The organism is Alloacidobacterium dinghuense (assembly GCF_014274465.1).
Classification (GTDB): Bacteria; Acidobacteriota; Terriglobia; order Terriglobales; family Acidobacteriaceae; genus Alloacidobacterium; species Alloacidobacterium dinghuense.
In genome coordinates this window covers 4,994,480-5,007,825 of sequence record NZ_CP060394.1, presented here as the reverse complement: position 1 = coordinate 5,007,825, position 13,346 = coordinate 4,994,480, and the positions used below count along the sequence as shown (strand labels likewise).

13 protein-coding genes are annotated in these 13,346 nt (G+C 56.7%); 8 read left to right on the top strand and 5 right to left on the bottom strand.

Going from position 1 to position 13,346, the window contains the following annotated elements; translation table 11 throughout:
* Positions 1-54 precede the first annotated feature (54 nt).
* A complete protein-coding gene (locus H7849_RS20860; protein ID WP_186742172.1) occupies positions 55-261 on the top strand; it encodes a hypothetical protein in 207 nt (68 codons plus the stop codon).
* Between the two features lie 14 nt (positions 262-275).
* On the opposite strand, the gene H7849_RS20855 is transcribed toward H7849_RS20860, so the two are convergent.
* From H7849_RS20855 to H7849_RS20835, 5 genes are all read right to left on the bottom strand, one after another.
* Complete coding sequence (locus H7849_RS20855) at positions 276-2,264, bottom strand: M1 family metallopeptidase (protein WP_251106384.1); 1,989 nt, start codon at positions 2,262-2,264, stop codon at positions 276-278.
* Between the two features lie 242 nt (positions 2,265-2,506).
* On the bottom strand, positions 2,507-4,807 hold the full coding sequence (locus tag H7849_RS20850) for a S9 family peptidase (protein WP_186742170.1): 2,301 nt from the start codon (positions 4,805-4,807) through the stop codon (positions 2,507-2,509).
* Positions 4,804-5,310, bottom strand: a complete 507-nt coding sequence (locus H7849_RS20845; protein WP_186742168.1) for a phage tail protein — start codon at positions 5,308-5,310, stop codon at positions 4,804-4,806. The genes H7849_RS20850 and H7849_RS20845 overlap by 4 nt, the downstream gene beginning before the upstream one ends.
* Positions 5,311-5,413: 103 nt before the next feature.
* On the bottom strand, positions 5,414-6,190 hold the full coding sequence (locus H7849_RS20840; protein ID WP_186742166.1) for a DUF1828 domain-containing protein: 777 nt from the start codon (positions 6,188-6,190) through the stop codon (positions 5,414-5,416).
* A gap of 111 nt (positions 6,191-6,301) precedes the next feature.
* Positions 6,302-6,865: a hypothetical protein gene (locus H7849_RS20835; RefSeq protein ID WP_186742165.1), complete on the bottom strand. Its 564-nt coding sequence runs from the start codon at positions 6,863-6,865 to the stop codon at positions 6,302-6,304.
* A 180-nt stretch (positions 6,866-7,045) separates the two neighbouring features.
* Between H7849_RS20835 and yajC the strand changes: the two genes are divergently transcribed.
* The 7 genes from yajC to H7849_RS20800 all read left to right on the top strand — a co-directional run bounded on the left by yajC (position 7,046) and on the right by H7849_RS20800 (position 13,083).
* A complete protein-coding gene (yajC, locus tag H7849_RS20830; RefSeq protein ID WP_186742163.1) occupies positions 7,046-7,354 on the top strand; it encodes a preprotein translocase subunit YajC in 309 nt (102 codons plus the stop codon).
* A 24-nt stretch (positions 7,355-7,378) separates the two neighbouring features.
* The gene (secD, locus tag H7849_RS20825; RefSeq protein ID WP_186742161.1) at positions 7,379-8,995 is read left to right on the top strand and encodes a protein translocase subunit SecD; all 1,617 of its coding nucleotides are present in this window, start codon (positions 7,379-7,381) and stop codon (positions 8,993-8,995) included.
* 48 nt (positions 8,996-9,043) lie between these two features.
* Positions 9,044-10,252, top strand: coding sequence for a protein translocase subunit SecF (gene secF, locus H7849_RS20820; RefSeq protein WP_186742160.1), 1,209 nt, complete (start codon positions 9,044-9,046; stop codon positions 10,250-10,252).
* A gap of 156 nt (positions 10,253-10,408) precedes the next feature.
* A complete protein-coding gene (locus H7849_RS20815; RefSeq protein WP_186742158.1) occupies positions 10,409-11,137 on the top strand; it encodes an energy transducer TonB in 729 nt (242 codons plus the stop codon).
* A gap of 114 nt (positions 11,138-11,251) precedes the next feature.
* Positions 11,252-11,989: a MotA/TolQ/ExbB proton channel family protein gene (locus tag H7849_RS20810; RefSeq protein ID WP_186742156.1), complete on the top strand. Its 738-nt coding sequence runs from the start codon at positions 11,252-11,254 to the stop codon at positions 11,987-11,989.
* Between the two features lie 166 nt (positions 11,990-12,155).
* Positions 12,156-12,611 (top strand): ExbD/TolR family protein, encoded by a 456-nt coding sequence (locus tag H7849_RS20805; RefSeq protein ID WP_186742154.1) that lies wholly within the window; start codon positions 12,156-12,158, stop codon positions 12,609-12,611.
* Positions 12,612-12,645: 34 nt separating this feature from the next.
* Complete coding sequence (locus tag H7849_RS20800; RefSeq protein WP_186742152.1) at positions 12,646-13,083, top strand: ExbD/TolR family protein; 438 nt, start codon at positions 12,646-12,648, stop codon at positions 13,081-13,083.
* Positions 13,084-13,346: the final 263 nt, after the last annotated feature.

Sequence of the window (13,346 nt, the reverse complement as noted above, 5' to 3'; positions counted from 1 at the left end):
CCGTCATCTTAGTTAGCAGATCATTCAGCTAGGCGGAATCATCTGGAGCAGGCGATGAAGAAGTTGGCCATATTCCTGGGAAGTAGTCTCGTCTTGACGCTCGTGTTGTATGAGATCGTGGACTACCTGACGCCAGGATCGCCGTCGGCGGAGATGACGCTGCTGCTTGCCGGTATCGCCATGGTGCTGGTATGGGTGGCGCAGTGCGCAATCAGCATGAACCGGCGGACGAAGAAGAGCGGCGCGCCCGTAGTGCACTAACGCCGCCATTGTATCTATTGCACTTTCTTCACATTGTTGCTGCGGTCGTCGTCGGGTAGCTGGTGATCGGGATCGACCACTACTGAGACGATGGGTGTCTTGTTTTCAAGCGTCCAGGTGTAGGTTCCTTTTGAGAGCCACGTTTCGACTGGCAGCTTTGTGCGGGTTTTCGTGCCGTCGGCGAAGGTGACTTCGACAGTGGTGGGCAATACGAGTTGGCCGCGATTGCTGAGGGTCACGGCGGGGCCTTCTATCTTGTCGACGGCGACGTCGTATTTCCAGTTGTTCAGATACCAGCCCTGCCAGAACCAGCCGAGGTCTTCGCCGCCTTCGCTTTGCATCTCGCGGAAGAAGTCAGATGGCGAGGGGTGCTTGTAGGCCCAGTCATGGATGTACTTGCGGAAAGCCCAGTCGAAACGGTCGGGGCCGAGGATCTGCTCGCGCAGCAGGACCATGCCGTAGGCTCCCTTGAAGTAGCTGACGGGATGGCCTAAAGCGAAGCCATAGGAGTCAGCCGTTGCCATGAGGGTTGGAGCGTCGGGGTTGTCAAGAACTTTGAGAATCGTGTCCGGCGGCTCGCCGCCTGCCGAATACTCGGAATCGCGCTTGGGGCCGAACTTGCCGCCTGCGTAGGTGGCGGACTCGTCGATGTCGATGAAGGTGTTGAAGCCCTCGTCCATGAAGGCGTGGCGACGCTCGTTCGAGCCGACGATCATGGGGAACCAGTCGTGGCCGATTTCATGAGCGGTGACCCAGAACAGGAAGTCGCCGTGGTCGGGGATGCCGTCGAAGACGATGCCGGGGTATTCCATGCCAGTGGAGAATCCGGCAACGTTGATAGCCGCGGGCCACGGGTAGGGATACCACTGTTTCGAGAAGTGCTCGACTGTGTCTTTGACATATTCAGTTGATTTGTCCCAGGCCTCGGGGCCGACGCTCTCTGGCGGATAGACGCTCATGGCTAAGGACTTCTTGCCGTCGGGGAGGTTAATGCGCGCTGCGTCCCAGACGAAGACAGGCGAGGCGCTCCACGCAACATCGCGGGTGTGATCCATGTGGAAGTGCCAGGTGAGCGTGCCGCCCTGCTTCGGGCGCGACGCGGGGTCGGTGACATCGGCCGTGGTGCGGATGTAGACGGTCTTGTCGCTGTTGCGGGCCTGGTCGAGGCGGTCGATCTCGGTTTTGGTGAGGACGTCTTTCGGGTTCATGAGTTCGCCGGAGCCGGCGACGATCATGTTTGAGGGCACGGTGACGTAGTAGTCGAAGTTGCCGTATTCGAGATAGAACTCGCTGCCGATGTAGGGCAGCGTGTCCCAGCCGCGCAGGTCATCATAGACGCACATGCGCGGATACCACTGCGCCATGTCGTAGATTTCGCCCTGCTTGGACATGCCCCACGAGGTGCGCCCGCCCCATACGCCGGGGATCTGGTAGTGATACTGGATGTGGATCTTGAGCTTGTCGCCGTGCGGCTTGAGCGGCTGCGCGAGACGAATCTGCATGCGCGTGTCATCGATTATGTATTTGGGGACGATGTAGTCGGCTTTCGTTGCCTGCTTGCCGGATTCGATCTCGACGGAATCGAGGATGTAGCCGTCGGTGTTGATGTTCTCGGGTGTGGCGCTGGGAGTGGGGTTGTTTCGGCGACGGCGCATGAAGCTGCCGAAGAGGATTTGACCGCGCGAGTCTTTGCGGTAGATGTTTTGTTCGAGCTGAATCCAGAGGCTGGGGAGGGTGTCCGGACTGTTGTTGGTGTAGGTGATGGTCTCGGTGGTGGTCAGCTGCTTGGCCTGCGTGTCAAGGCTGGCGTGGAGCTCGTAGCTAGCCTCGTTCTGCCAGTAGCTGGGTCCGGGCGCTCCGTTGCTGGAGCGGTAGGCGTTGACCGGGTCGGGGAGCGTTACGGGCGCAAAGGTGAGGCGCGGATCGTAACTCGTCTGGGCCAGCGATGCTGCTGCGGTGGTGAGCAGAAGGCAGGTACACATCAGGCGGGGAAAGGATGGCACGCGAGACCCTTTCGTCTACAAGGATGAATTGAATATGGGAACTGCCGGGTTACAGATTGCAACCAGAATACATGGGAATGAAATACATGGGGTGAGCCGCGCTCCGCTTACCTCAACTGTACGGAGAATCAAAACGGCAAGCCGGAGCGCTTTTGCTCACTTGGAGATAGAAGACGGACAGACCTCGTGAATAGACGCAGGGTCGGCATGTGCGTGGCCGCGATGGCCCTGAAATTTGTGTCCTACTGCGGGACACCGCCGGGCGGGACATGCTCGGCGAGGTAACGGGCAATTAGACTGTAGACGTGGAATGAGGTTCCCTTGCCTTCATAAATGCCGTGGGTGCGATTGGGGTAGTCCATGAAATCGAAGGGCTTGCCGAGCTCGACGAGACGGTTGATCAGCAACTCTGTTCCCTGAAAGTGCACGTTGTCATCGCCTGAACCGTGAATGACGAGCAAATGCCCGGTGAGTCCTTCGGCGAAGTTGATGGGCGAGCCGTCGTGGTAGCCCTTCACGTTCTGCTGCGGCAGGCCCATGTAGCGCTCCTGATAGATGGTGTCGTAGCGACTTTCGTCGGCGACAGGAGCGACGGCGATGCCTGCCTTGAAGAGTCCGGGCGAGCGAAACATGAGATTGAGGGTGTTCGATCCCCCGCCGCTCCAACCCCAGACAGCGAGGCGCGACATGTCGATATAGCTGTGTTCCTTGCCAAGCTCCCGGATGGCATCAGACTGCTGCGCTGCCGAAAGCACGCCGACGCTGCCGTATACGACCTTGCGCCATTCCCTGCCTTTGGGAGCGGGAGTTCCCTGATTGTCGAAGCTGACAACGATGTACCCTTCGCGTGCAATCAACGAGTGGTAGAGGCGCGTTTGGCCCATCCATAAATCTCGTACCGTTGTGCTTGCGGGTTCTCCATAGACCTGGATCAGCACTGGATATTTCTTTGTGGGGTCGAAGTTGGGTGGACGAATCATCCAGCCATCGAGTGTCACGCCACCGGAGACAGGAACCTTGAAGAATTCTGTCGGCGAGGAAACGAGATCCTGCACTTTGCGCGTCAGATCCTCATTTGCCTGAAGCACGCGAACGACTTTGTGGTCGGGCAGATGCACAAGATCGGTGACCCAGGGGTGATTGAAGGTGGAGTAGCGGTGGAAAGCCCACTGGCCATCGGGCGAGAGGTCATAGAAGTGCGATCCGGGCTGAGACGAAGGAGTGATTCGCTCGGGTGTTCCACTGCCGTCGAGGCGCGAACGATAGAGGTAAGACTGGGTGGCGTTATCCGGGGAGGCAGCGAAGTAGAGCCAGCCGTTCTTGTCGTCGACTGTGTTTTCAGAGATGACGTCGCCGGTGAAATTGGTGATGAGTTGGGGCTGCCCGGTTGCACGAGAAAAAACATAAGCGTGCCTCCAGCCATCGCGCTCGCTGAGCCAGATGAGGCCTTTGTCCTTTCCAATCCAATCAAAAGAATCGACAACATCGACCCAGGCTTTGTCTTCGTCGGTGAAGAAAACACGCGCCTCGCCGGTCTTTGCGTTCGCCAGAAAGACCTGATTGGTGTTCTGGAGACGGTTCAGGTATTCGATGATCAATTCATCGGAGTTGGCCCAGTCGATGCGCGCGATGTAGTGCTCGCGCGCGTCGCCGGGGAGTTGCATCCAGCGCGCAGGACCGCCCTCGACGGAAACCACGCCGGCGCGAACGGCGGAGTTGGTAGTTCCGGGCTGCGGGTAGAGATATTTCGTGGTTACCGGGTAGCGCTCCTTGGTGTCATTGATCAGCGTGTATTCGCCGACGTGCGTGGTGTCGAATTGCCAGAATGCGATGGACTGGCTGTCGGGACTCCAGCGGAAACCGTCACGAATTTCGAGCTCTTCTTCATTCACCCAGTCCGAGGTTCCGTTGATTAGGGTTGTCGAGCCATCTGTGGTAAGGGCGTGGACGGCATCGGTTGCCAGGTCCTGGACATAGATGTTGTTGGCACGCACAAAGGCGACGCTGCGGGAGTCAGGTGAGAATTTCGCGAACATCATGGAGGATTCGGGACCACCGCCGCCCAGCTGCTTCAATTTGCCGCTGGCGAGATCGAGGACCCAGTAGTCGCCCCGAGTGTTCTGTCTCCAGACTCTTTGGGAATTTGTGTAGATGAGCAGCAGGCGGTTGTCATTCGACCAGGTGTAGTCGTCGATGCTGAGGGGTTTGCCGGCTGATGTGGGAATCAGTTTCTTGGCCGAGACGAGGACGGACCGTTTGCCGGTGGCCGTCTCATACTGGACGATGTCATCGCCGCCGCTCGGATTGGCATCCGACTTGGGAACATCCTTAGATGGCTCGACGGTCGTGTATTCGGCCCCGTCATGCAGCCAGCGTGCGGGTCCGAAGTGAGCCGAGGCGAATTCGTTCTTGTTCATCATGCCGTCGAGGGTTGTTGTGAACTGCGGTGAGAGTTGGGCGGAAGCGACGGCGGTTATGGAGATCAGGGCGATGAAACAGGCGATTCTCTTCATGGAAAATGGCGGAGATGTTCGATTTGTCATGGTTCGACTGGCTCTGTAACTGACGAGTCGCGCTCCCAGCCTTCGTTCTCCAGCTTCAGATGCTCTATGGCGATGGCGTTGGCGTCGGCATCGAGGTCCGGCAGCGCCTGGTATTCCGATGGCCAGCAACGGAAGACCTTGAAGGCGTACACGAGTTGGCCGGCTTCGTTGTAGAGTTCGATGACGATATCCTTGCGGAACTCCTTCAAGGCGACTTCGGAGCCCAGCCCTGCGCCCAGCTTCCACACCAGGTTGGCCCATTCCTCGAAGGCGTGATCCTGGGTCAACCCACGTTCGAGCACGATAGGCGCGAACTGAGTCAGTCCTGGCGACTTCCGGCTGGTGCTGGGGTCGCCACCTTCGCGGTGCTCCACGACTTCGGTGGTGCGCTTGAGGCCGCTGAACTTGGAGACGGCCGCGACATACTTGCCGTCCCACTTCACGCGGAATTTGAAATTCTTGTAGGGGTCGTGGCGCTGAGGATTTACGGGGAATTCAGTCATGCGCGGAAGGATAGCATTGGATAAAGCGTGGTAGTCCAGAGGTAAAGAAAACTCCTAAATCGCTGAATAGGCGGCCCTCCCTCGCAGGTTTTCCTGGGTTGAATTACTGGACGATCTGCCCCTCAGCTTCGCGTTCAAAATAAGCCTCAGCATTCTGCTGAAAATCGGCAAGCGTAGTGAATTGCTTATCTACAGCATTGGTGATTAGTGCTTGATCTCTTTTGCTCAAACCATTCTCAAAGTCCTCGTGGACAATCACGCTCCGGAAGGGGAGTTTCACGATCTGAAATTCGCGACACGCGAGTGCGGCGAACCTAGATTTGGCGCTATCCTTCACCCCATAAAGGAAAATAGGGCGGGGCTTGAGTGAAAAGTTCCAGTCCACCTGAAGCTCCTCTCTTTTTGGATCTGGCACGCAGTCCTTCTGTGGATGGTAACGATAGAGAGTACTGGTAACGAAATCGCCGAGCATCTCATAGAAAAGATTCTGCACCACTTCGCGCTTGAATAGCTGCATATTGCTGACTTTTGCGACTGTTTGCGCAAATTGCATAAACGCAGGGTAAATGTATTCTGGAGAGCTCTCAATAAAGAGTCGCCCGTGTTCCTCCTTGACACCGTTTTCTGACAAGATGCGGTTAAAAATTTTGCGCTTTGTTGGCGTGTCTATGTCATACACATAGGACAACCGCATGAGCGTAAGTCCATGATCGGTGATCCGAATTTCGGAGTTAGGAGAACTCGGCAAATCGATGAAGACATCTATCATGTCGCCGTCTTCGTGAAATAAGGGAGCGAGGACCTGAACGATCCCCGGCCGTTTCGTTCGAAATGAAACATGGTCATTAAATTCCGATTTAAGTGTCTCTAAAGCGTCCATCGAACTCCTTGCTCAAAACGGCAACTTCGCTTGTATAAAGGGAAAATGTTTGCCTGCCTCTTCCGGGTCCAAGTTAATGATTTTAATGAAATATTGAAGCGCCTCCTCGTATTACGCGTATTCTAAGGTCTTTGCGGCGTTCTTCTCTGGTCTGCACCCCGTTGCCATAATTGCTGCATCGGCTTTGTGAATATGAAAATCATAGTGCGGATGGTCGGGGTCAAAAGTGCCCCTATACTCACCATGCTTACCGTTGCATCTCAGCAACGTAATCTCCCCACTACCGTCCGTGGGCTGATATACGAGTCCGATTGAGAAATTCTCCGGAAAATCCTCGCTGCGCCTCATAAACATTCGGAATTCGCCGCTCACATTCTCTGCGACCAATTTAGCGTCATTGCGGGCGTGAGCTCCCTCAATCTTGAGTTCTCTTCGGGGTGCCTCAGAAAAGGTCTTGCGACGCGAGATCAGGTCGTCAATTTCGTCTTGAGCGTATGCCCCCACAGAACCGGATAATACCCGAATGTTTGTCGTGATCGGGAGATTTATAGAATGATCTACCTCAAGAATGAACGGTAGGCCAGGTTGCTGTGTACGCTTCCAAGCCTTGACATAAGCCGCTCCCTGCTGAAAAGCTAGGAAGCTAGGACCCTTCCCGGCATCTGTGGCCTGCATTTACGCGCCTGAAATATCGTTGTGCGCCCCAGGCTGAACGGGACACGGGGACTGTGTTCCTGAAGGAAATAGCAGCCGCCTTAAAAGGCGTTGGCGCTGTCCAAATCCCTTCCGCGGATACAAACTATTATTTGTACCTTGCGCGAGGCGCGAAGCCTAGGCAGGGAAAAGGATTGCAAGTTGAACGCAACACTGCTTCTAGCGGGCGCACTTCCTCCAGGCCTGGTCTCTTTTCTGCCCTTCGTGGTCATTATTGCGGTTTTTTATCTGCTGCTGATTCGACCGAACCAGAACAAGCAGAAGAAGTGGCAGCAGATGCTCAATGAGCTGAAGCCCGGCGACAAGGTCACGACGACGGGCGGCATCCGCGGGACGATTCTCTCGCTGAAAGAGGATGCGATTCAGTTGCGTGTCCCCCCGGACAACATCAAGCTGGAAGTGGTGAAGAGCGCCATCGCTTCCGTGACGACTGAAGAGGTCGGAAAGTAGCGCCCGCTCACGATTTGAATTCCCATGCGTAAGAACCTCACTCAAAAAACTATTCTGATTTTCGCGGTGCTGATCGTCTTCGTCTTCGGCATCTTTGGCATTCCCAAAGGTGTGAGCGGAACGGCGCTGAAAGACGCGTTGCTGAAGCGCATTAATCTCGGGCTGGACCTCAAGGGCGGGACGCACCTGATTTTGCAGGTGATGGTGGACGAGGCTGTCAGTTTCACGACCACCAATGACGCCGCGCATATCCAGACCGAATTGCAGCAGAACGGCATCACGGTTGGCTCCGTGATACCAGATACGGCACATCCGGAAACGATTCTGATTTCCGGCGCTCCGGCTGACCGCGCAGGCGATATCCGTAGCGTGCTGAACCAGCGCTATGGCAACCAGTACGACATCTCATCGGGCGCGAACAATACCTTCACGCTGACGATGAAGCCGAGCGCGGTTGCGGATCTCAAGAAGAACACCATGGAGCACTCCATCGAGGTGATCCGGCAGCGCGTGGACTCGCTGGGTGTAAGCGAGCCGGTGATTCAGGAATACAACCTGGGCAGCGATCAGATCCTGGTCGAGTTGCCGGGCGTGGACGATCCCGGGCGCGTGAAGGACGTGATTCAGTCGACGGCGCGTCTTGAGATTCACGAGGTTCAGGGTGGACCGTGGCCGGATGATCAGGCGGCGCTCCAGGCTCTGGGCGGAACGGTTCCCTATGATTCGCTTCTCTTGCACACTGCTCCGGGGGCATCTGCGCAGGGAAGCGGCAATCAGGTCTACCAGATCAAGCGCGCGGCTGAAGTTGCTGGCACAGACATTCGCGATGCACAGGCGAGCCGCAACCAGAACACGAATGAGCCGGAAGTGGTCTTCTACCTGACGACGGCGGCAGGCAATCACTTTGCGGAGTTCACCGGCGCGAACAAGGGAAAGTCTCTTTGCATCGTGCTCGATAACAAAATTCAGGAAGTGGCGACGATCCACGACCAGATTCGCGATCAGGGAACAATCTCCGGTGGCGGCATCCAGGAGCAGCAGGCGAAGGATCTCTCGATGCTTCTGCGGACCGGCGCTCTGCCTGCTTCGATTCATTACCTGCAGGAGAGCACGGTCGGGCCGTCGCTTGGCGCGGATTCGATTCGCCAGGGCGTGCTGGCTTCGATTGTGGGCATGTTGGCGGTGATGATCTTTATGCTCATCTACTACCGCGGCGCGGGTATCAATGCCGATCTGGCTCTTTTCTTGAACCTGGTGATTCTGCTCGGATTCATGGGCTTTACCGGCTCGGTGCTGACGCTGCCCGGGATTGCCGGCGTGATTTTGACGATCGGTATGGGCGTCGACTCAAACGTGCTGATCTTTGAGCGCATCCGTGAAGAGCTGCGCGCAGGCAAGTCCCCCGCGGCAGCGGTCGATCAGGGCTTTGGGCATGCCTGGACAACCATCATCGATACGCACGTGACAACGATTGTGTCGGCGGCGATCCTGTTTATCTTCGGAACGGGACCGGTACGCGGTTTCGCGGTGACGCTGACGTTTGGTTTGCTGGCGAACCTGTTTACGGCAGTATTTGTGTCGCGCGTGATCTTTGACTCGCATTTGAACAAGAAGCAGCGCGGCGAGGCGTTGTCGATTTAACGACTCCTGCCTCTGGTAGGAAAGAAATTTAGGAGCAGGCGGAATTCCGTGGAACTGTTTCGTGACGTAAAAATCGATTGGCTGGGGAAGAAGTGGTACTTCCTCGGCTTTTCACTGATCTTCAGTGTGGCGGGCATACTCTCGCTGCTTTTCTGGCATGGGCTGCCGCAGGACGTTGACTTTCGCGGCGGCACGGTCGTACGTGTGAGGTTTGACCAGCAGCCGAATGTGGACCATATTCGCGCGGCGGCAGACAAGGCTGGAATCAAAGATGTTCGCATCCAGACCATTACCGGCGGCGGTCAGGCGACGACCAACGAGGTCATTATCTCGCTGGCGCAGAGTGCGAACGAGGCCTCTCTCGATCAGGGTCGCGCGACGATCCTGCAGACGCTTGAGGCTAACTACGCACGCGGTGGCGCAGCGAATCAGGGCAAGCTCGACCTCGACAACGTTGGACAGGGCACGCTGGCAGGCTGGCTGGCGGAGAAGGATCCCGAGCATCTGGGAACAACGGATGCCGCGCAGCAGCATTACAACCAGCAAGCGGAAGCCATCGTTGGGTACCGCAATACGCGCAGCGGTTTGATTGATTCGATCGACAATCTGTCGAGCGTGACCACTCCCGCAGTGTTGAACGAGTTCAAGCAGGATGCCTACCTTTCCGGCTTTGCTGTTCGTAATGTCGAAATTGTCGGGCCCCAGGTGGGCGCGCAGCTGAAGAAGCAGGCGTTGCTCGCGACCCTGTATTCACTGGCTGGAATGCTGGTGTACCTCTGGTTCCGCTTCGAGCTGATCTATGGCGTGGCCGCGGTAGTTGCGGTCTTCCATGACACGCTGATCACGGTTGGCGCCTTCAGCCTGACGAATAAAGAAATCTCGCTCACAGTCATCGCGGCGATCCTGACGCTGGTCGGTTACTCGATGAACGACACGATTGTCGTCTTCGACCGCATCCGCGAAAACCTGCGGCTGACGCGGCGCGAACCGCTGGCCGATATCGTGAATCGCAGCATCAACCAGACGTTGAGCCGGACGGTCCTGACCTCAGGCCTGACGTTCCTGACCGTGCTTTCCCTTTACGTGTTCGGCGGTGAAGTGCTGCATGGGTTTTCGTTTGCGCTTGTGATTGGTATTTTGATTGGCACGTACTCATCGATTGCCGTTGCTGCGCCCATGCTGGTTGCGTACCAGGAATGGCGGCAGGGACGCGGCAGGGCGGCGGTATTGCCCGCGGCCAAAAAAGCCCGGGTGTAGCGTTTCCAGAGATGGGCCGAGTGTGATATAGCTTTTTCACTCGGCTTTTTTCCATGTTTTTCTTACCCGCTCCAAAAAAGCCGGGCAACCGGGAACAAAAGAACACCCTCTTGGTGTCAATAGGTGGTAACAAGTTCTGCTTGGAAGAGGTAGGCTATGTTTGAAGATGCCTTAATGGAGTCTGGCGGTAGGATTAGGACCAAAAGCAAGTACTTCACCATTATCGGTTTCGTCCTGAACGGTTCGATTCTCGCAGCGATGATCCTGGTCCCGTTGATTTATCCGGAGGCGCTGCCCAAAGCGGCGATGGCAACCCTGCTGGTTGCTCCACCGCCACCGCCGCCGCCGCCGCCACCACCCCCGCCACAAGCGCCTGTGCATGTCAAAGTTGTTTCTGAGATGTTGAACAACCAGCTGACAGCGCCGACGAAGATTCCCAAAGAAATCAAGATGGTCAAGGAAGAAGCCGCGCCCAGCGCCGCCGGCGTTGCCGGTATGGAAGGCATGGGCGGAGGCGCTGCTGGCGGCGTGCTCGGCGGCGTCCTTGGCGGCATCGGCAATGGTCCGGCTCCGGTTGTGAAGGCTGCCGCGCCAAAGAAGATTGCAGTGTCGTCGGGCGTGATGCAGGGCAACCTGCTCGTAAAAACGATGCCGCAGTACCCGGCCATCGCAAAAGCAGCCCGCATCCAGGGAACCGTTATCTTGCAGGCAACGATTTCCAAGGCAGGCACAATCGAAAATCTTCACGTAGTCAGTGGCCCTCCCATGCTCCAGCAGGCGGCCATGGACGCAGTGAGATCCTGGCGTTATAAGCCCTACCTGCTCAATGGCGATCCGGTAGAGGTGGAGACGCAGGTCAACGTGGTCTTCAACCTCGGTGGTTGATGCACGTACTTCATCATCCGGCCTCTCGGCAGAACGTAAAGCGAAGAGGTAAACCGTAGGTATTTCGCGCAGGTTTTCCCTAAAGAAGAAAACTCCTCAGGAGGAAAGATCCAAGTGATTCTCGCTCATCTCACACAAGCAATTCATCCGACTTCGTTGGCCTTTTTCCAGGAGCAGACAGTGGGTTTCAGCCCGCTCGATCTGTGGAACAACATGGGCTATCTGGCCAAGGCTGTCGTCATCATTCTGTTCATCATGTCGATCTGGTCGCTGGCCGTCATGATCGATCGCTGGCTTTATTTCAACGCTGCCCGCAAGCAGTCGCGTGAATTCGCTCCGCGCGTTGCCGGCGCCCTGAAGGAAGGCAAGCTGGATGAGGCGGTAAAGGTCGCTGACCGCAACAAGAAGTCGCACCTGGCTGAAGTAGTGACTGCCGGGCTCCAGGAGTTCCGCAACTATGGAAGCGGCGGCGCGGTGTCCGAGGACCAGATCGAGTCTTCAAAGCGCGCGCTGGAGCGGGCGGAAGCCATTGTCCACGCGAAACTGAAACGCGGTCTTGGCGGTCTTGCCACGATTGGCTCGACGGCTCCGTTTATCGGGCTGTTCGGAACGGTCGTCGGTATTCTGAACGCATTCCGTCAGATCGCCACGCAGAAGACTTCGGGCATCGGCGCGGTCGCCGGCGGTATTTCGGAAGCCCTGGTTACCACCGCCATGGGTCTGCTGGTTGCCATCCCCGCTGTTATGACGTTCAACTACTTCACCAACAAGGTAGAAGCGTTTGACGTCGAGATGGACAACTCCTCAAGCGAACTGATCGATTACTTCCTGAAGCAGGGCGGCCGCCGCTAAACGGCGGAAACGCACTCGGTGGCGAGAATCTTGCGCGCTGGAGCGGGGCCAATTAAAGGCCCCGCTCCGGGGCGGTTTTGAAGATGAACACGCGGCCTGAAGGAAGCCCGATCTGAAAGCCCGGTCGGAAAATGGATCCGTACCCGAATCAGGGGGGAGTACAGGAATGGCAATCGTAAAACGGGACGAAGGCAAGAAGGTCAATGCGAACATTAACGTCACCCCGATGTGTGACGTCATGCTGGTGCTGCTGATCATCTTTATGGTCATCACCCCCATGCTGCAGAACAAGGTGAACGTGGAATTGGCGCAGACGGACAATCCGACAGCAATGCCGGACGCTGACCACGAAGATGCTGTCGTAGTCGCTGTTACCCGCGACAGTCAGATCTTCCTCGGGCAGGACAAGGTTTCCCTTGCGGATCTGGGTCCGAAGGTCGCCGACATGCTGCAGAACAAGACGAACAAAATGGTTTATTTCCGTGCCGACGCGCGCGCCCACTATGGCACGGTGATGGATGCGATCGATGCCGTGCGCACGACCGGCGTGGAGGAAGTCGGACTGCTGACCGAACAGCGTCAGGGACGTGAAACGCCGCCTCCCGCTGCTGGCGGAGAATAGTTCGCAACGCATAGGAGAAATGAGGAACTGACTTATGGCAATGGGAAGTGGCAGTGGTCCAGGCGGACTGAATGCCGATATCAACATTACCCCTCTGATCGATGTCATGCTCGTGCTGCTGATCATCTTCATGGTCATCGTGCCGGTGACGCCGAAGGGCCTGGACGCACTTGTTCCTCAGCCCCCGAAGAATCCGCAACAGGAGCAGCCGAATGACCGCACCATCGTCGTCTCGATTCTCGCGGCCCACGGTGGTGCTCCGTCTTACAAGATCAATCAGGATGATGTGGCCAAGACTGATTTGCGCACCCGGCTCGACGCGATTTATGCAGCACGCGCCGAAAAGGTGATGTTCATCAAGGGCGATCCGGATCTGAATTTCACGTCAGTAGCGGAAGTGGTAGACATTGCCCACGCAGTTGGCGTAGACCACATCGGTCTGATCACCCCGAAGATTGAGGCGGGCCAATAAGGCTCGCCTTTTCCCCGCTGGCGTGCGGCTCTCCCAGTCATGCTCAGCATTAGATGCCTGCCGAACATAGACTTGTCATACGGCAGAAACCAATTACAATCACTGCGCAGAGACTTTTCGATGCATCCCAAAGCTGTACGCGGTTCGGAGCAAGAGTAGAATTCATGTGCCTGCGTTAAGGCCGTGCGGATCGAAAAAATTTTGAGAAAGCCTATTCTGAAAGAGTAGACTCACAAGAATCCGAGATGCTGCTTTTGCTGTGT

What these genes read in the sequence shown, in the direction of transcription:
- H7849_RS20845 (WP_186742168.1), bottom strand. Translation starts at nt 5,310, where the DNA reads ATGACTGAATTCCCCGTAAATCCTCAGCGCCACGACCCCTACAAGAAT.
- H7849_RS20805 (WP_186742154.1), top strand. Translation starts at nt 12,156, where the DNA reads ATGGCAATCGTAAAACGGGACGAAGGCAAGAAGGTCAATGCGAACATT.
- secD (WP_186742161.1), top strand. Translation starts at nt 7,379, where the DNA reads ATGCGTAAGAACCTCACTCAAAAAACTATTCTGATTTTCGCGGTGCTG.
- H7849_RS20860 (WP_186742172.1), top strand. Translation starts at nt 55, where the DNA reads ATGAAGAAGTTGGCCATATTCCTGGGAAGTAGTCTCGTCTTGACGCTC.
- H7849_RS20800 (WP_186742152.1), top strand. Translation starts at nt 12,646, where the DNA reads ATGGCAATGGGAAGTGGCAGTGGTCCAGGCGGACTGAATGCCGATATC.
- H7849_RS20850 (WP_186742170.1), bottom strand. Translation starts at nt 4,807, where the DNA reads ATGACAAATCGAACATCTCCGCCATTTTCCATGAAGAGAATCGCCTGT.
- H7849_RS20815 (WP_186742158.1), top strand. Translation starts at nt 10,409, where the DNA reads ATGTTTGAAGATGCCTTAATGGAGTCTGGCGGTAGGATTAGGACCAAA.
- H7849_RS20835 (WP_186742165.1), bottom strand. Translation starts at nt 6,865, where the DNA reads ATGCAGGCCACAGATGCCGGGAAGGGTCCTAGCTTCCTAGCTTTTCAG.
- H7849_RS20840 (WP_186742166.1), bottom strand. Translation starts at nt 6,190, where the DNA reads ATGGACGCTTTAGAGACACTTAAATCGGAATTTAATGACCATGTTTCA.